Annotated in this window: 15 protein-coding genes and 1 tRNA gene; 7 read left to right on the top strand and 9 right to left on the bottom strand. The window is 66.3% G+C overall.

The genetic code is table 11. The features are described 5' to 3' along the window. Nucleotides 1-20: 20 nt before the first annotated feature. Nucleotides 21-96 (bottom strand) — tRNA-Lys (locus TSH64_RS07055). A gap of 240 nt (nt 97-336) precedes the next feature. Between TSH64_RS07055 and TSH64_RS07060 the strand changes: the two genes are divergently transcribed. Continuing rightward, the gene (locus TSH64_RS07060) at nt 337-1,866 is read left to right on the top strand and encodes a class I SAM-dependent methyltransferase (protein ID WP_109096136.1); all 1,530 of its coding nucleotides are present in this window, start codon (nt 337-339) and stop codon (nt 1,864-1,866) included. Between the two features lie 42 nt (nt 1,867-1,908). Here the strand turns inward: TSH64_RS07060 and hisE are convergent, their stop codons facing one another. Further along, entirely contained in the window at nt 1,909-2,235 is a 327-nt protein-coding gene (hisE, locus tag TSH64_RS07065; protein WP_109096137.1) for a phosphoribosyl-ATP diphosphatase, read from the bottom strand. 135 nt (nt 2,236-2,370) lie between these two features. Next, nucleotides 2,371-3,078, bottom strand: coding sequence for a phosphate signaling complex protein PhoU (gene phoU / locus TSH64_RS07070; protein WP_109452377.1), 708 nt, complete (start codon nt 3,076-3,078; stop codon nt 2,371-2,373). Between the two features lie 201 nt (nt 3,079-3,279). Between phoU and TSH64_RS07075 the strand changes: the two genes are divergently transcribed. The 5 genes from TSH64_RS07075 to mrdA all read left to right on the top strand — a co-directional run bounded on the left by TSH64_RS07075 (nt 3,280) and on the right by mrdA (nt 8,686). Beyond that, complete coding sequence (locus TSH64_RS07075; RefSeq protein WP_109096138.1) at nt 3,280-3,831, top strand: TIGR00645 family protein; 552 nt, start codon at nt 3,280-3,282, stop codon at nt 3,829-3,831. Nucleotides 3,832-4,195: 364 nt separating this feature from the next. Continuing rightward, nucleotides 4,196-5,236, top strand: coding sequence for a rod shape-determining protein (locus tag TSH64_RS07085; protein ID WP_012974729.1), 1,041 nt, complete (start codon nt 4,196-4,198; stop codon nt 5,234-5,236). Between the two features lie 93 nt (nt 5,237-5,329). Beyond that, the gene (gene mreC / locus TSH64_RS07090; protein ID WP_109096140.1) at nt 5,330-6,199 is read left to right on the top strand and encodes a rod shape-determining protein MreC; all 870 of its coding nucleotides are present in this window, start codon (nt 5,330-5,332) and stop codon (nt 6,197-6,199) included. A 71-nt stretch (nt 6,200-6,270) separates the two neighbouring features. Next, on the top strand, nt 6,271-6,783 hold the full coding sequence (mreD, locus tag TSH64_RS07095) for a rod shape-determining protein MreD (protein WP_109050854.1): 513 nt from the start codon (nt 6,271-6,273) through the stop codon (nt 6,781-6,783). A gap of 16 nt (nt 6,784-6,799) precedes the next feature. Next, a complete protein-coding gene (gene mrdA / locus TSH64_RS07100; RefSeq protein ID WP_109096141.1) occupies nt 6,800-8,686 on the top strand; it encodes a penicillin-binding protein 2 in 1,887 nt (628 codons plus the stop codon). Between the two features lie 13 nt (nt 8,687-8,699). Here the strand turns inward: mrdA and TSH64_RS07105 are convergent, their stop codons facing one another. After that, nucleotides 8,700-9,620 (bottom strand): EamA family transporter, encoded by a 921-nt coding sequence (locus TSH64_RS07105; RefSeq protein ID WP_109452379.1) that lies wholly within the window; start codon nt 9,618-9,620, stop codon nt 8,700-8,702. A 123-nt stretch (nt 9,621-9,743) separates the two neighbouring features. Here TSH64_RS07105 and TSH64_RS07110 point away from each other — a divergent pair, with 123 nt between their 5' ends. Beyond that, nucleotides 9,744-10,475, top strand: a complete 732-nt coding sequence (locus TSH64_RS07110; RefSeq protein ID WP_109096142.1) for a helix-turn-helix transcriptional regulator — start codon at nt 9,744-9,746, stop codon at nt 10,473-10,475. A gap of 55 nt (nt 10,476-10,530) precedes the next feature. On the opposite strand, the gene ilvC is transcribed toward TSH64_RS07110, so the two are convergent. From ilvC to miaA, 5 genes are all read right to left on the bottom strand, one after another. Further along, nucleotides 10,531-11,550, bottom strand: coding sequence for a ketol-acid reductoisomerase (ilvC, locus tag TSH64_RS07115; protein WP_098739341.1), 1,020 nt, complete (start codon nt 11,548-11,550; stop codon nt 10,531-10,533). 183 nt (nt 11,551-11,733) lie between these two features. Beyond that, on the bottom strand, nt 11,734-12,240 hold the full coding sequence (ilvN, locus tag TSH64_RS07120) for an acetolactate synthase small subunit (RefSeq protein WP_109096143.1): 507 nt from the start codon (nt 12,238-12,240) through the stop codon (nt 11,734-11,736). 36 nt (nt 12,241-12,276) lie between these two features. Further along, the gene (locus tag TSH64_RS07125; RefSeq protein ID WP_109096144.1) at nt 12,277-14,040 is read right to left on the bottom strand and encodes an acetolactate synthase 3 large subunit; all 1,764 of its coding nucleotides are present in this window, start codon (nt 14,038-14,040) and stop codon (nt 12,277-12,279) included. A gap of 329 nt (nt 14,041-14,369) precedes the next feature. After that, nucleotides 14,370-15,581, bottom strand: a complete 1,212-nt coding sequence (locus tag TSH64_RS07130; protein WP_098739338.1) for a PLP-dependent aminotransferase family protein — start codon at nt 15,579-15,581, stop codon at nt 14,370-14,372. A gap of 17 nt (nt 15,582-15,598) precedes the next feature. After that, complete coding sequence (gene miaA, locus TSH64_RS07135; protein WP_109096145.1) at nt 15,599-16,615, bottom strand: tRNA (adenosine(37)-N6)-dimethylallyltransferase MiaA; 1,017 nt, start codon at nt 16,613-16,615, stop codon at nt 15,599-15,601. Nucleotides 16,616-16,730 lie beyond the last annotated feature (115 nt).

Consider the following 16,730-nt stretch of genomic DNA (forward strand, 5'->3'; position numbering starts at 1 on the left):
CGTAGGACATGTTCAAGAGATGGTGGGCGCACAAGGACTCGAACCTTGGACCCGCTGATTAAGAGTCAGCTGCTCTACCAACTGAGCTATGCGCCCATCTCTTGATGCGGTGAACTTGACTGATGTCTTCGCAGAAACCAGCCGACTGTTCATCGCGCCGGCCAAGCCGTTGTCCCGGCCGGTGTGGCGCGGTTTATAACGAAGGGCTTTTGACCTGTCGATAGCAAAATCGCACCCCATGTGAATTTTTTGGCGCACGCTTTTCAGTGGCCGGACTCCGCCCCTGGCAGCTACACCGGCGCTGTCGAAACGGGGCATCGGAACGGGGGATCGGGGATGGGCGGCTGGACCGAAGGCTATGTCGGCGGCATCGACTATATCCGCGCCGTCTATCGCGACTGGTCCCCGGCCATGCTTTGCTTTGCGCTGACGCTGCGCGGCTGGCGCCCGCCGGAGGCACTGCGCCGCGGCAACTTCACCATGGCGGAGCCCGGCTGCGGCCATGGCCTGACCAGCGCCCTGCTGGCCGGCGCCCATCCGGCGGCACGGTTCGAGGCAATGGACTTCAACCCCTCCCACATCGCCGGTGTCCGCCGGCTGGTTGCCGATGCCGGGCTGGCCAATGCCGAGTTCCTTGAGGAAAGCTTTGCCGAGTACGCCCGGCACGACGGGCCGATGCTGGATGCGGTCGCGCTGCACGGCGTCTGGTCCTGGGTGAGCGCCGGGAACCGGGCGATCCTGCTGGAGGTGCTGCGCCGCCGGCTGGCGCCGGGCGGCATCGTCTTCGTCAGCTACAACGCCCTGCCCGGCACGCTGGCCCATATGCCGCTGCGCCGCCTGCTGGTGGAGCGCAGCGCCGAAGGCGACGGCCCCCTGCCCGACCGTATCGCCGCCGCGGTGGAGTTCGCCGCACGGATGGCGGCGCAGGGTGGCGGCTGGTTCGCCAACACCGACGGCGTGGTGGAGCGGATCGAACAGCTTCGCCACAAATCGCCGAACTACATCGCCCATGAATATCTGAACGGCGACTGGACCGCCTTCTACCATGCCGACGTGACGCGCGAGCTGGCCTCCGCCAAGCTGGAGTTCGCCGGTGCCGCCGTCCCGATGGAGCAGTTGGACGATCTCACCCTCTCCCCCGCCCAGCAGGCGCTGGCGGGAGAAGCTCGCGACGCCGCCCAGGCCGAAACCCTGCGCGACGTGATGACCAACCGCAGCTTCCGCCGCGACCTGTTCGTGAAGGGCGGTGAGCGTCTGGGCCGGGCCGAGCGGCGTACCCTGCTGGGAGAGACCCGTTTCGCGCTTCTGGTCGCCGCCGACGACCTGCCGGAAAGCGCCTCCACCCCCGTCGGCCGCCTTTCCTTCCCCCGGACGCTGTACCAGCCGCTGGGCGAGGCGCTGGCGGAAGGACCGAAAAGCGTGGACACGCTGCTTGCCCGCCCGGCCCTGGCGGCGCAGGGCGAGGACGCGGTGCTGCGGGCGCTGATCCTGCTGACCAGCCTGTCGCTGGCGGCACCGGCGATGCCCGAGGATGGAGGCACCGAACGGAAAGTTTCCTGTGACCGCTTCAACGCCGCGGTTCTGGAGCGCCATCGCTTCGACGACACGCCGGGTCAGCTCGCCTCGCCACTGCTGGGTGCCGGGGCGCCGGTGTCGCGGATCGAGGCGCTGTTCCTACTCGCGATGCGACTGGGCGAGGAGCCCGCCGCCTTCGCTTGGCGCCACCTGTCGGCCGACGGCATCGTGCTGGGCCGCGACGGCGAACGCTGCGAGGGGGATGAGGCCAACCGTGCGGAACTGGCACGCCGGCATGCGGCCTTCATGCAGCAGCGGCTGCCGGCGCTGGAAAGGCTTGGGGTGGCCTGACGGACAGGCGGTCTGGCGGCAGAGGTGCCGAATACAGGGCCCTCAGCGCTCCGGCGCCGTCTTCGGCAGCTTCTCGGCGATCCCATAGAGCGCCTCGCGCCGACGGATCTCCGCGAACACGTCGTCGGGATGGATGTTCAGCGTCGCCCACAGGACCGAAAGATTGTAGAGCAGGTCGGCGCTTTCGTTGATGACGCCCTGACGGTCCTCGTTCATGGCGTCCAGCGCCACTTCGACCGCCTCCTCGCCCACTTTCTTGGCGATCTTCTTCGGCCCGGCGGCGATCAGCCGCGCGGTCTTGGAATGCGCCGGGTCCATCTGCTGGCGGTCGAGGATGGCGGCATAGAGGCGGATCAGGTCGTCGGTCATCAGGGAGGTATTGTCTCGTGTGCGGGTGACGAAAGCATCGTTACGCTAACGTGATCACTCCGCAACGCAATTACCATCCCCCATAGGCGCGGTGGAGCGCCGCACAACGGCCTTATGCCATGCGGCGCTCCGCTTTCAGCGGACCGGGTCGTAGGAATGATCGGCCTTGGGACGCTCTTCGAGCAGGGTCTGGCCGGTGCTGACGAAATAGACGACCTCGGCGATGTTGGTGGCGTGGTCTCCGATGCGCTCAAGGTTCTTGGCGATCATCATCAGGTGCATGTGCGCCGTGAACTGGTCCTGCGCCGCCAGAGCCGACCGTTCCACTTCCGCAACGAGGCTGGTGTAGAGTGCATCCACCTCGTCGTCTGTGCGCCAGATCCGCAGGGCGGCCTCGCCGTCATTGTCGACATAGGCGTCGATCACGGCGCTGAGCCGTTCGCGCACCAGCCGGCCGAGCTGCGGCAGACCCGCCATCGACCCGGAGTCGGGCAGGCTGAAGATGGCGACGGCACGCTTGGCGGTGTTGGCCGCATGGTCGCCGATGCGCTCAAGGTTGCCGGCGATCTTCAAGGCCGCGATCACCTCGCGCAGATCGTCGGCGACCGGCTGGCGCAGCGCCAGCAGGCGCATGCAGTGGGCTTCGATGTCATGTTCAAAGGAGTCGAGTCGGGCATCCGACTCCACGATCTCCCGCGCAAGTTCGGGGTTGCGCTGGGCCAGGCAGGTCAGGGCCTGGTCGATCTGCGTCTCCGCAGCGCCGGCCATCTGCACGATGGCGGATTTCAGCCGCTTCAGCGCGTCCTCGAACGCGGACACGATGTGCGGAGCGGAGGTCTTCATGGTCGCCAAACCCTTCCCGGCGGTCTCGTTCCAGGCCGCCACCATAGCGCCGGGACGTTACGGTACGATGACAGCGCCTATGACCTAGGGCAGCCCGCCCTCACTTCGCGCATGCGGAAGAAACTGTCCGATTGATTTTGCGGCGCAGCATTGCGACACATGGTTTCTATCCCCCTCCCCAACGACGTGCCGAAACCTGCCATGATCGAACGCCGCTTTGAACAGATCATCTTTGCCAGCCGCTGGCTGCTCGCGCCCTTCTATCTCGGGCTGGTGGTTTCACTGGCCGCGCTGCTGGTGAAGTTCACGCAGGAGATCCTGCACATGATCCCGCATGTGCTGGAGATGAGCGAAAAGGACGTGCTCCTGGGCGTGCTGACGCTCATCGACCTGTCTTTCGCCGGCAACCTTCTGCTGATGGTGATCTTCGCGGGATACGAGAACTTCGTCTCCAAGATCGACGTCGCCAATCATGAAGACCGGCCGGACTGGATGGGTAAGGTCGATTTCGGCGGGCTGAAGCTGAAACTGATCGCCTCCATCGTCGCCATCTCGGGCATCCACCTGCTGAAAGCCTTCATGAACCTGGCCCAGACCTCGCGCGACGAGCTGATGTGGCTGGTCATCATTCATATGACCTTCGTGATTTCCGGCGTTCTGCTGGCTTGCATGGACCGGCTCGAAGGTCATCACGGCCATGCTGCCAAGCCCGAGGAGAAAGTTGGGTCGAAATCCACGGCGGATCATCACTGATAAGTCACGATGTTCCTTCGTCTCGTCTGTCAAATGTCTATTGCGGCGCAGCAACGACAGGGATAGACACTTCACCGTCACGCCGGCCAGCAGGGTTTTCAGCGGATCGGAATGGGCTTTGCCGCAGGGTTTGGGCCCGTTGACGGATTATTAACCCTAACCCGCCACTGTGCCCATCACCAGACGCCATGCCGCGGCGGTCTCCGGTTCGCCGGGGACCCTGTCCACAGCAGGCATCAGGGCTGCCGGGCGCACTCTCCGCTTGAGCGTGCGGGCGCATTCGACTATGGAACCGTTGGCGGGCATGCTATGCCAGTCCGTCGGCTCGGCCGTCTCAACCGCTTTGATAGAGTTCGTCAGCTCCATGCTCTCCAAACTGCTCGGCGTGCTGTCCGCCGACATGGCGATCGATCTGGGGACGGCCAACACCCTGGTCTATGTCAAGGGCCGCGGCATCGTCCTGAACGAACCGTCTGTCGTCGCCATCGCCAACGTGCGCGGCAAAAAGCAGGTTCTCGCCGTCGGTGACGAGGCGAAGATGATGCTTGGCCGCACCCCCGGCAACATCCAGGCCATCCGGCCGCTTCGCGACGGCGTCATCGCCGATTTCGAAGTCGCGGAGGAAATGATCAAACATTTCATCCGCAAGGTTCACAACCGCCGCAGCTTCGCCAGCCCGCAGGTCATCATCTGCGTGCCGTCGGGCTCGACCGCGGTGGAACGCCGGGCGATCCAGGAATCGGCGGAGGCCGCAGGCGCCCGCCGCGTCTTCCTGATCGAGGAGCCGATGGCCGCCGCAATCGGCGCCGGGCTGCCGGTGACCGAACCGACGGGCTCGATGGTCGTCGACATCGGCGGCGGCACCACCGAAGTGGCCGTGCTGTCGCTGGGCGGCATCGTCTATTCGCGCTCGGTGCGCGTCGGCGGCGACAAGATGGACGAGGCCATCATCGGCTACATCCGCCGCAGCCACAATCTGCTGGTCGGCGAAGGCTCCGCCGAGCGGATCAAGAAGGAAATCGGCTCCGCCTGTCCGCCCGAGGATGGCGAAGGCCGCATCCTGGAGATCAAGGGCCGCGACCTGATGAACGGCGTGCCGAAGGAGTTGATCATCTCCGAGCGCCAGATCGCCGAGTCGCTGGCAGAGCCGGTCTCCGCCATCGTCGAGGCGGTGAAGGTCGCGCTGGAGCACACCGCTCCGGAGCTGGCCGCCGACATCGTCGACAAGGGTATCGTGCTGACCGGCGGCGGCGCCCTGCTGGGCAATCTGGACTTCGTCCTGCGCCACGCCACCGGCCTGCCGGTGTCGATCGCCGACGATCCGCTCTCCTGCGTGGCGCTCGGCACCGGCCGCGCGCTGGAGGAGATGAAGACGCTGCGAAACGTCTTGGTCAGCGCCTACTGATTGGTGTATCCCTGGTTGGAAGGCCTCCGGTCCCCTGCCCACCCCTGGCGGTGAGGACCGGAGACGGACCGCGTATCTGGACGGGAATTTCCTGTGAAGCCACGCTCATCCGGCTCCGTCATCCGCCTTGCCGCCCCCTTGCGGGCTCTCGCGCAGCGATTCTCCTTCCTTCTACTCGTGCTGGCCTCCATCGCGCTGATGATGGTCGGCAAGATCGAGTCCGTCTCGGTCGACAGCGCACGCGCACGTGTGACCGATGCCTTCGCCCCCATCCTGGACGCCATCTCCCGCCCCGCCGCCACCGCGGCGCGCGTGGTCGAATCCGCGGTGGAGCTTGAGAACGCCTTCGACGAGAACCAGCGGCTGAAGGCCGAGAACGCCCGGCTTCTGCAATGGAAGCAGGCCGCGTTGCGGCTGGAGTCGGAGAACAACAGTCTGCGCAGCCTGCTGCGGGTCCGCCCGGAACCGTCGGTCAACTACATCGCCGCCCGCGTCATCGCCACCCCCGGCAGTTCCTTCGTCCGCACACTGGTGGTCACCGCCGGCAAACGCGACGGAGTGCGCAAGGGTCAGGCGGCGCTCGCCGGCGCCGGTCTGGTCGGCCGGGTGATCGAGGTGGGCGAATGGTCGTCCCGCGTCCTGCTGCTGACCGACATCAACGCCCGCATTCCGGTGATCCTGTCGAACACGCGCCAGCGCTCGATCCTCGCCGGCGACAATTCCGATCAGGCCAAGCTTCTCTATCTGCCGCCGGACTCGCCGATCCAGGTGGGCGAGCGGGTGGTGACCTCCGGCGACGGCGGCCTCCTCCCGCCCGGCCTGCCGGTGGGCGTGGTGACCGCGGTCAGCGAGCGCGGCATCCGCGTCCTGCCCAGCGCCGACCTGTCACGCGTCGAGCATCTGCGTCTGGTGGATTTCGGCCTGCCGAGCACCGATCTGGACCCGTCGCCAGATTCGAAGTGAAGTGGATGTGGAAGTGAGCTGGTTTTGGACGTGAGCCGGACGGACGGTCCGCCAACCGGGGGATTGCCGTTATGACGGCGACCTTCTGGCAGAAGGTGGACAAGACCGGGCGCAATCTGGCGCCCTTCGCCGTCACGGTGATGATGGTGCTGGTCGGCATGATCCCGCTGCCGGTCCCCGGCTATGCCCCGGTCGCACCGAACCTGACGCTGGTCTCGGTCTATTACTGGACGATCCACAGGCCTGACCTGATGCGTCCGGGGGTGGCCTTTCTCATCGGACTGCTTCAGGATTTCCTGATCGGCGGACCGCTGGGCGTCAATGCCCTGCTGCTGGTCGTCGCCCAATGGGCGGTCCTGAACCAGCGCCGGGTGTTCCTGGCCAGCACCTTCGCCCTGTTGTGGTTTGGCTTCACGCTGGTGATGGCGGGTGCCGTCCTGCTGCAATGGCTGGCTTTTTCGGTGCTCGACGCCGTCACGCTGTCGATCCTGCCGGCCCTGTTCCAGGGCCTGCTGACGGTGGCGGTGTTTCCTGCGGTGGGTTGGCTGCTGATCCGCGTCCATCGCGCGTTCCTGAACGGGTAAAGGGTCGACGGGTCTCATGAGTTCGATCGATCGCGACACCGACCGTTCCCGCCTGCTGGCGCGCCGCGCCCTGGTGCTGGGCGGTATCAAGCTGGCCGGCCTGTCCGCGCTGGTCGGTCGGCTCTATTACCTGCAGGTGGTCGAATCGGCGCGCTACACCATGCTGGCGGAGGAGAACCGCATCAGCCTGCGGCTGATCGCGCCGTCCCGCGGCAACATCGTAGACCGCTTCGGCGTGCCGCTGGCGGTCAACCAGCAGAACTACCGCGTTGTCGTCGTGTCGGAGCGCACCCACAACATCCAGGAGACGCTCGACAAGATCTCCCGCATCGTGCCGCTGACCGATGGCGACCGCCGCCGCGTGCTGCGCGAGTTGCACCGCAAGCGCCGCTTCGTTCCCGTCACCGTGCGCGAGAACCTGACCTGGGAACAGGTGGCGACGCTGGAGACCAACACCCCCGACCTGCCCGGCGTGTCCATCGAGGTGGGCGAACTGCGCTATTACCCGCAGGCGGACTGGACCGCCCATATCCTGGGCTATGTCGGCGCCGTCTCGGAGTCGGAGCTGAGCGGCAACAGCGACCCCGTCCTGTCGCTGCCCGGCTTCCGCATCGGCAAGGCCGGCATCGAGAAGTTCCACGAAAAGGTGCTGCGCGGCACCGCCGGCACCAGCCAGCTGGAGGTCAATGCGGTCGGCCGCGTCATCCGCGAATTGTCCCGCGACGAGGGCCAATCCGGTCGCGAGGTGCAGCTGACCATCGATATGGCCCTGCAACGCTTCGTTCAGGAGCGGCTGTCGCAGGAGGTCAGCGCCTCGGCCGTGGTGATGGATGTCCACACCGGCGGCATCTATGCCCTGTGCTCGCACCCCAGCTACGACCCCAACCAGTTCACCATGGGCATCAGCGCCGAACTGTGGGAGGAGCTGCTGTCCAACCAGGCGACGCCGCTGAACAACAAGGCGGTGGTCGGACAATATCCGCCGGGCTCCACCTTCAAGATGATGGCGGCGCTGGCGGCACTGGAATCGGGGGTGGTCAGCAACCGGCACACGGTGTTCTGCCCCGGCCATCTGGAGCTGGGCGACCACCGTTTCCACTGCTGGAAGCGCGGCGGGCACGGCACCATCGATTTCGTCGGCGCGCTGCGCCATTCCTGCGACGTGTTCTTCTACGACGTGTCGCGGCGGATCGGCATCGACCGCATCGCCGAGATGTCCAATCGGTTCGGCCTGGGCAGCCGCACCGGCATCGACCTGCCGCACGAGCGCGCCGGCCTGATCCCGTCCATCGCCTGGAAGAAGGCGACGCTGGGCAAGAACTGGGACATGGGCGAGACGCTGGTCGCCTCCATCGGCCAGGGCTATGTGCTGACGACGCCGCTGCAACTGGCGGTGATGACCTGCCGGCTGGCCAACGGCGGCTATGCGGTCAAACCGCACCTGACCAAACAGATCAAGACGGTCAGCGGCGAGCAGACGGCCTGGCCCAGCATCGGTGTGAAGAAGGAGAACCTCGACATCGTGCTGCGCGGCATGACCGAGGTGACCAACGCCCCCAACGGCACCGCCTTCAAGTCGCGCATCACCGAGGTCGGCTATGAGATGGCCGGCAAGACCGGCTCCGCCCAGGTCCGCCGCATCACCATGGCCGAGCGCAACACCGGCGTGAAGAAGAACGAGGATCTGCCCTGGCGTGAGCGCGACCACGCGCTGTTCGTCGCCTTCGCGCCGATCCAGGCGCCGCGCTACGCCTGCGCGGTGTTCGTCGAGCATGGCGGGGGCGGCTCCACCGCGGCGGCCCCGATTGCCCGCGACATCCTGCTGGAAACCCAGAAGCGCGACCCCGGCCGCGCCGCCGTCGCCGAAACCCCGCCGACCGGCTTCGGAGAACCGCGGGGCTGAGGAGCGGATCGGCTCAGGACCGGGAGCGGACAGGGATGGTCATCGCCGCCACCCCCAGCACGACCAAGGCACAGCCGGCAATCATGGTCGGCTCCAGCGTCTCGCCCAGCATCAGAACGCCGATTCCCACCCCGATCGGCACTCGCAGATAGGCTTGCGCGGTTGTCGGAACCGATCCGATGGTGTGGACAAGCCGGAAATAGAGAACGAAGGCCAGCGCGGTCGAGAAGACCGACAGGCCGGCAAGCGCCAGCAGCGAGTCCGGTGACGGCGACAGGGTCCAGGGGCGGTCGACCGCCAGACTGACCGACAGCAGCAGCGCAGCCCCGCACAGCAACGACCCGGTGGCCGGCATGATCGGATCCAGCCCCTTGAACACACGGCCGAAGATGGCTGCTCCAGCATAGCAGATCGTGGCGAGGACGATGGCTCCTTGTGCCAGCAGATCGTGGCCGATGCCGTCGATGGCCCCCGTCCCGATGATCAGCACCGTTCCACCGAGACCGGCGAACACGCCGATCGCCTTCCGCCAGCCCACGGCCTCGTGCCGGGTCAACAGGAGGGTGAGGAGGAAGGCGAAGATCGGTGTGGTGGCGTTGAGAATCGCTGCGGACCCGGCATCGACCGTCTGTTCGGCCCAGGCAATCAGGGTAAAAGGGAGAACGCTGTTCAGACAGGCCTGAAGGAGGAACCGCTTCCACACAGCCCCTTCCCGCGGCAGGGACAGGCCGCGCCAGCGGATGACCGCCAGCAGGATGGCTCCGGCGATCAGGGTCCGCCCAGCGATGAAGGTCAGCGGCGGGATCGTCTCGACGCCGATGCGGATGAAGCTGTAGGACGCGCCCCACAAGGTCGCGAGGGCCAGCAGCAAGGAAAGCTCGACACGCAGATTGGGCCGCGAAGCTGCGGTATCGGGGGCAGGAAGACTGGTCATGATGGCTCCATCGGTCTGCAAGGGGACCACCATGACAGCCGAGCCCTTGAGAGCCCGCCGCAAACGCTTCGGCGGCGGACGAAACGTCGGCGGCTGACGGGGCCGGCGACGGGGCCTAAACTGATGGCCATGACCAGCCCGCCCTTCCCCCTCGCCTCCGCCAACGGCATCGCCACCATCGCCGCGCTGATCGGCGATCCGGCGCGGGCGAACATCCTCTCCGCCCTGATGGGCGGGCAGGCGCTGACCGCCGGCGAATTGTCCTGGCATGCCGGTGTCGGAGCGGCGACCACGAGCGGTCACCTTGCCAAAATGAGCGAGGCGGGATTGCTGGCGATGGAACGCCAAGGCCGGCACCGCTATTACCGGCTGGCCTCCCCCGACATCGCCCAGGCGATGGAGAGCCTGATGGCGGTGGCCGCCGCCGGCCCGCGGCGCCACCGGCCGCCCGGCCCGAAGGACGAGGCACTGCGGACCGCCCGCACCTGCTACGACCATCTCGCCGGACGGCTCGGCACGAAACTGGCCGACAGGCTGAACGAGCGTGGATTCGTGATCCTTGGCGACGGCGGCGCCCTGGTCACCGACGACGGCCGCGATTTCCTGGGCGGCCTGGGTCTCGCAATTCCCGACGCCGGTGGACGCCACAGGCCCCTGTGCCGGGTCTGCCTGGACTGGAGCGAGCGGCGGCATCATCTGGCCGGGCGTCTGGGCGCAGCCTTGCTGACCTGTTCGCTAGAGCGCGGCTGGATCGCACGCAGTCCCGACAGCCGCGCCGTGACGATCACCGATGCCGGCAACAGGGAGTACGCCACGATTTTCGGCATCACGCCGGAGCATCTGGCCGCCAAATAAAAAGCGCGCCCCCGAAGGGACGCGCTTTTCATCGAACCGACAGGCTTTCGCCGGATCAGTTCTTCGACTTGTCGACCAGACGGCGCTCGGCGATCCACGGCATCATGGCGCGCAGCTTCTCGCCGACCTTCTCGATCTCGTGCTCGGCGTTGCGGCGGCGGATCGCCTTAAAGGACGGCTGGCCGGCCTTGCATTCCAGCATCCAGTCGCGGACGAAGCGGCCTTCCTGGATGTCGGTCAGGACGCGCTTCATCTCGGCCTTGGTCTCGGGCGTGATGATGCGCGGGCCGGTGCGGTAGTCGCCGTATTCGGCCGTGTTGGAGATCGAGTAGCGCATGTTGGCCATGCCGCCCTCGTACATCAGGTCGACGATCAGCTTCACTTCGTGCAGGCACTCGAAGTAGGCCATCTCAGGCGCGTAGCCCGCCTCGACCAGCGTCTCGTAGCCGGCGCGGATCAGCTCGGTCAGGCCGCCGCAGAGCACGGCCTGCTCGCCGAACAGATCGGTCTCGCACTCTTCCTTGAAGGTGGTCTCGATGATGCCGGCGCGGCCGCCGCCATTGGCCGAGGCGTATGACAGGGCGATGTCCAGCGCGTTGCCCGAGGCGTTCTGGTGAACGGCGACCAGCGACGGCACGCCGCCGCCACGCTGGTATTCGCTGCGCACGGTGTGGCCGGGGCCCTTCGGCGCGATCATGAACACGTCGAGGTCGGCGCGGGCCTCGATCAGGTTGAAGTGGATGTTCAGGCCGTGCGCGAAGGCCAGGGCGGCGCCCTGCTTCATGTTCGGGGCCAGATCGTCCTTGTACAGGTCGGCCTGCAGCTCGTCCGGGGTCAGAACCATCACGACGTCGGCCCAGGCGGCGGCTTCGGCCGGGGTCATCACCGTGAAGCCGGCAGTCTCGGCCTTCTTGATGGTGGCCGAACCCGGGCGGAGCGCAATCCGCACGTCCTTCACGCCGCTGTCACGCAGGTTGTGGGCGTGGGCGTGGCCCTGGCTGCCGTAGCCGACGATGACGACCTTCTTGCCCTTGATCAGGTTGACGTCGGCATCACGATCGTAATAGACGCGCATGGAGATGGTTCCTTGAATTCACAACGAACGAAGACAGAGTGCGTTTCCTGCGGCGGATTACTCCATTGAGCAAAGCCGCGCGTCAAGAGAAACAATCGCTCGATGGAACGGCAAAATGCAAAGCTTCCTTGCGTTTTTGCCGCCCCAATCTTTCGCAGAATGCTGTTCTGCGGGAGCGGCGCCTTAAAAGGCCGCCGGCCCCTTCGACATGGCGACCACGCCGGTGCGGCTGGCCTCCACGAGTCCGAGCTGGGTCATCAGGCCGACGAAGTCGTCGACCTGCTCGGTGGTGCCGGTCAGCTCGAAGACGAAGCTGGTGAGCGTGGCGTCCACCACCTTGGCCTTGAAGATGTCGGCGAGGCGCAGCGCCTCGATCCGCTTGTCGCCGGTGCCGGCAACCTTGACCAGCGCCAACTCGCGCTCCACCGCCGGCCCCTCGTCGGTCAGGTCATGGACGCGGTGGACCGGAACCAGCCGGCTCAGCTGCGCCTTGATCTGCTCGATGATCATCCGGGTGCCGGAGGTGACGAGCGTGATGCGCGACAGGTGGTCGGCGTTGTTCACCTCGGCCACCGTCAGGCTTTCGATGTTGTAGCCGCGGCCGGAGAACAGCCCGATGACGCGGGCGAGAACGCCCGGTTCGTTGTCCACCAGCACGGCGATGGTGTGCTTTTCGATCACGTTTTCCATGAGACCCGTCCCTCCTGTTCGTTCGTCGTCAGCCGATCAGACCAGCACCATGCCGTCTTCCGGCGTGGCGTCGGACGGGCTGTCGTCCGGACCGAACAGGATCTCGTTGTGGGCCTTGCCGCCCGGGATCATCGGGAAGCAGTTCTCCTTCGGATCGACGGCGATGTCGATGATGCAGGGGCGGTCGGTGACCGCCAGCATCTTCTCGATCACCTGATCGACCTCGGCCACCGTGGTGGCGCGCAGGCCGACGCAACCCCAGGATTCCGCCAGCTTCACGAAGTCCGGCAGGGCTTCGGAGTAGCTCTGGGAATAGCGCGATCCGTGCAGCAGTTCCTGCCACTGGCGCACCATGCCCATATACTGGTTGTTCAGGATGAAGATCTTGACCGGCGCGCGGTACTGCACGGCGGTGCCGATCTCCTGCATGTTCATCAGGAAGCTGGCTTCGCCCGACACGTCGACGACGATGGCGTCAGGGTGGGCCAACTGGGCGCCGATGGCGGCCGGCAGGCCGTAGCCCATGGTGCCGAGCCCGCCCGAGGTCATCCAGCGGTTGGGCTGGTCGAAGGGCAGGAACTGGGCGGCCCACATCTGGTGCTGGCCGACTTCCGTCGTGATGTAGTGGTCCTTGCCGCGCAGGGCCTCGCGCAGGCGCTCCAGCGCATATTGCGGCTTGATCACCGATTCGGTGCGGTTGTAGTTCAGGCAGTTGCGGGCGCGCCAGCCCTCGATCTTGCCCCACCACTCCTTCAGCGCGGCCTTGTCCGGCGACTTGGCGCGCGCCTTCCAGATGCGCAGCATGTCTTCCAACACGGCGCCGCAGTCACCGACGATCGGAATGTCGACCGCGACGTTCTTGTTGATCGAGCTGGGGTCGATGTCGACGTGAATCTTCTTCGAGCCCGGCGAGAAGGCCGAAAGCTTGCCGGTCACGCGGTCGTCGAAGCGGGCGCCGATGTTGATCATGACGTCACATTCGTACATGGCGAGATTCGCCTCGTACGTGCCGTGCATGCCAAGCATGCCCAACCACTGGTTTTCGGACGCCGGGAAGGCGCCCAGGCCCATCAGGGTGGAGGTGATCGGGAAACCGGTGGTCTTGACGAACTGGGTCAGCAGCTTGGCGGCGAAGGGGCCGGCGTTGATCACGCCGCCGCCGGTGTAGAAGACCGGCCGCTTGGCGTTGGCGATCAGCTCGATCGCCTCTTCGATGCGGGCGATCTCCGGCTTCACCTGCGGACGATAGGTCTTGTGCTTGACCTCCGTCGGCGGGACGTAGGTGCCGTCGGCGAACTGCACGTCCTTCGGGATGTCGACCAGCACCGGGCCGGGACGGCCGCTGCGCGCGACATAGAAGGCCTCGTGCAGGGTGCGGGCCAGATTGTCGACGTCCTTCACCAGGTAATTGTGCTTGGTGCAGGGACGGGTGATGCCGGTGGTGTCGGCTTCCTGGAAGGCATCGTTGCCGATCAGGTGCGTCGGCACCTGGCCCGACAGGCAGACCAGCGGGATGCTGTCGCACAGCGCGTCCAGCAGGCCGGTCACCGCGTTGGTGGCGCCGGGGCCGGAGGTCACCAGCACGCAGCCGACCTTGCCGGTCGAGCGCGCGTAACCCTCCGCCGCGTGAACCGCGGCCTGCTCGTGGCGTACAAGGACATGGCGGAGGTCGTTCTGCTGGAACAGCGCGTCGTAGATGGGAAGTACGGCGCCGCCGGGATAGCCGAAGATGATGTCAACGCCCTGATCCTTCAGGGCCTTGATGACGATCTGGGCGCCGGTCAGTTTCTGTTCGGACATCGCTCACGACCTTCTCATGTGGGCGCCTCCTCTAAGGCACCCGGTTCCTTGGACTTGTCACCGGCCGAGGCTGCTGGGCTATGCCGCCGGAACAACGGCTTAGCCCCGATGGCGGGGGCCGGGAGCGGCAAATTAGTCAAAAGCCCGGTCTCAGGTCAACCCATTTTGCGAATGTTCGCAAAGTTTTTTTGCCGCAGTTTTTCCAAATGTTGCGCATTGGCTTTGCAACATCGGCTCAGCGCCGCTTCGCTCCCACCGGATACGGAAACGGCGGCCGCACCGAAGCGCGGCCGCCGTTCCGAAGAGGCGACGATGAAAAGCCGAAGCCGTCAGGCGGCGGTCTTCAACAGCCCGCACAGGCGGCGGATGCCCTCGCGGATCTGGGCCGGCTTGGTGACGGAGAAGGCCAGCCGCAGGGTGTTCTTGCCCGACCGGTCGGCGTGGAAGGCCGAGCCGGGCACGAAGGCGACATTGGCCTCCTTGATGGCGCGGGCCAGCAGTTCGGTACCGTCGACCCCCTCCGGCGCCTCGATCCAGACGAACAGGCCACCCTCCGGCTTGGTCCAGGTGACGCCCGGCGGGGCGTATTCCTCAAGCGCCGCCAGCATGGCGTCGCGGCGCTCCTTGTACTGGGTGCGCAGCAGCTTGAGGTGGCTGTCGAAGATCTGCGAGACGACGTCGTGCATGACGATCTGATTGATCGTGCTGGCATGCAGGTCGGCGGCCTGCTTCATCAGGACCAGCCGGTTCACCACCTCGGGCGCCGCGTTGACCCAGCCGACGCGCATCGCCGGCACCATCGTCTTGGAGAAGGTGCCGCCGAAGATGACGTTGGTCAGCTTGCCGCCGTTGCGCTCGCAATCCAGCGCCGCCAGCAGCGGCAGATGCTCGCCGTCATAGCGCAGCTCGCAATAGGCGGTGTCCTCGATCACCGGCACGCCGGCCGCCTCGCAGGCGTCCAGGATGGCGTGGCGGCGGGCCAGCGTCACCGTGGTGCCGTTGGGGTTCTGGAAATCGGGGACGAGGTAGAAGAACTTCGGCTTCTGCGCCAGCGCCTCGGTCAGCGCCGTCATCTCCGGTCCCTCCTCGTCCATCGGGATCGAGAGATAGGTCGGCTCGTAGGGCGAGAAGGCCTGGAGCGCGCCGAGATAGGTCGGGCGGGTCACGACGATCTTGTCGCCGGGGCCGATCAGCAGCTTGCCGACGAACTCCAGCACCTGCTGCGAGCCGTTGGTGATGAGAACGCCGTCCAGCCCGATGTTGACGCCCTTGCCGCCCATGTAGTCGCAGATCCACTCCCGCAGCGGCGTGTAGCCTTCGGTGATGGAGTATTGCAGGGCGGCGCCGGCACCGGAGTTGGACTGGAAGATCTTCTCGTAGGCGCGGGCGATGGCCGAGCTGGGGAACAGGTCCGGATCGGGGATGCCGCCGGCGAAGGAGATGATCTCCGGACGATCGATCAGCTTCAGCAGTTCCCGGATTTCGGACGCCGTCATGCCGCCCACGCGGCCCGCGAACACATGACCCCAATCAACCGACACGGTGCTTCTCCTTCGGATCAGTAATTTAGTATCGTTCTCAGGCGGTCGAGCATTGCATTTCGTACCGCAAGCGAACAAGGCAGATCGATGGTATGGCAGCTATGCTGTCCTGTATGACTTACCAGCATATCGGGTGATTTGCCAACAATCTGATGCCGGAACCACGTGACCTGCCGTTTGGCATAGCGGCGGGTCGATTGCTGGGCCAGCGCAATGGCCTCGTCGAGCGGGATTTCGCCGTGCAGAACGCGGCGGAGTTCGGGTACTCCCAGGGCTTTCAGCACCGGCAGGTCGGGGGCGAGGGCCTGTTCGCGAGCCAGAGCGTCCAATCGCCGCACCTCCCCCAGCGCCCCCTGCTCCATCATCATATGGAAGCGCCTGTCGCACTGGGCATAAAGGTCGGCCCGCGGCGGATCGAGCACGAGAATGGTGAAGCGCAGATCGGCCGGCGCGCCCTGGGCGGTCCGGCTCTGCCAGTGCGACAATGGATGACCGGTGGCCTCCAGCACTTCCCAGGCGCGGGTCAGACGGGTGGTGTCGCCGGGGTTCAGCTTTGCCGACGCCGGGTCGCGGGCGACCAGTTCGGCGCGGAAGGTCTCGCCGCCGATGGCGGCCAACCGGGCATGGGCGGCGGCACGCACCTCGTCGGGGATAGGCGGCACTTCGCTCAACCCCTGCATCAGCGCGCGCAGATAGAGGCCGGTGCCGCCAACCACCACCGGCAGCCGGCCCTCGACCCTGGCGGCGGCGATCTCCGCCAGAGCCATGTCGCGCCAGCGCGCCGCCGATCCGCGTTCCGCCGCCGGCAGCACGCCGTAGAGCCGGTGGGGCGCCCGCGCCAGATCCTCGGCCGGCGGCCGGGCGGTCAGTACATCCAGGTCGGCGTAGAGCTGCATGCTGTCGGCATTGATGACGGTGCCGCCGAACGCCTCGGCGATGGCGAGCGCCAGCCCCGACTTTCCCGACGCGGTGGGGCCGCCGATGACGATGACGTCAGTCAGAGAGGTGGTCAAAGGGGCGGTGAGGTCGCTCATCGCCCTTGCATGGCGTTCCGGCGCCCGCTTTGCAACACCCAACCGCATGCCCCAACCGCAAGCCGACGCCGAAGCTTCGTTGGACCCGGCCCCCTTGGCTGTGGTAGGCAGCGCG

The organism is Azospirillum sp. TSH64 (assembly GCF_003116035.1).
In the GTDB taxonomy this organism is placed as follows: Bacteria; Pseudomonadota; Alphaproteobacteria; order Azospirillales; family Azospirillaceae; genus Azospirillum.

Bases quoted from the DNA above. Each gene is read 5' to 3' on its own strand.
- TSH64_RS07060 (WP_109096136.1), top strand. From the start codon at position 337: ATGGGCGGCTGGACCGAAGGCTATGTCGGCGGCATCGACTATATCCGC.
- TSH64_RS07125 (WP_109096144.1), bottom strand. From the start codon at position 14,040: ATGTCCGAACAGAAACTGACCGGCGCCCAGATCGTCATCAAGGCCCTG.
- TSH64_RS07075 (WP_109096138.1), top strand. From the start codon at position 3,280: ATGATCGAACGCCGCTTTGAACAGATCATCTTTGCCAGCCGCTGGCTG.
- mrdA (WP_109096141.1), top strand. From the start codon at position 6,800: ATGAGTTCGATCGATCGCGACACCGACCGTTCCCGCCTGCTGGCGCGC.
- ilvN (WP_109096143.1), bottom strand. From the start codon at position 12,240: ATGGAAAACGTGATCGAAAAGCACACCATCGCCGTGCTGGTGGACAAC.
- TSH64_RS07105 (WP_109452379.1), bottom strand. From the start codon at position 9,620: ATGACCAGTCTTCCTGCCCCCGATACCGCAGCTTCGCGGCCCAATCTG.
- miaA (WP_109096145.1), bottom strand. From the start codon at position 16,615: ATGAGCGACCTCACCGCCCCTTTGACCACCTCTCTGACTGACGTCATC.
- TSH64_RS07110 (WP_109096142.1), top strand. From the start codon at position 9,744: ATGGCCATGACCAGCCCGCCCTTCCCCCTCGCCTCCGCCAACGGCATC.
- hisE (WP_109096137.1), bottom strand. From the start codon at position 2,235: ATGACCGACGACCTGATCCGCCTCTATGCCGCCATCCTCGACCGCCAG.
- phoU (WP_109452377.1), bottom strand. From the start codon at position 3,078: ATGAAGACCTCCGCTCCGCACATCGTGTCCGCGTTCGAGGACGCGCTG.
- mreD (WP_109050854.1), top strand. From the start codon at position 6,271: ATGACGGCGACCTTCTGGCAGAAGGTGGACAAGACCGGGCGCAATCTG.
- ilvC (WP_098739341.1), bottom strand. From the start codon at position 11,550: ATGCGCGTCTATTACGATCGTGATGCCGACGTCAACCTGATCAAGGGC.
- TSH64_RS07085 (WP_012974729.1), top strand. From the start codon at position 4,196: ATGCTCTCCAAACTGCTCGGCGTGCTGTCCGCCGACATGGCGATCGAT.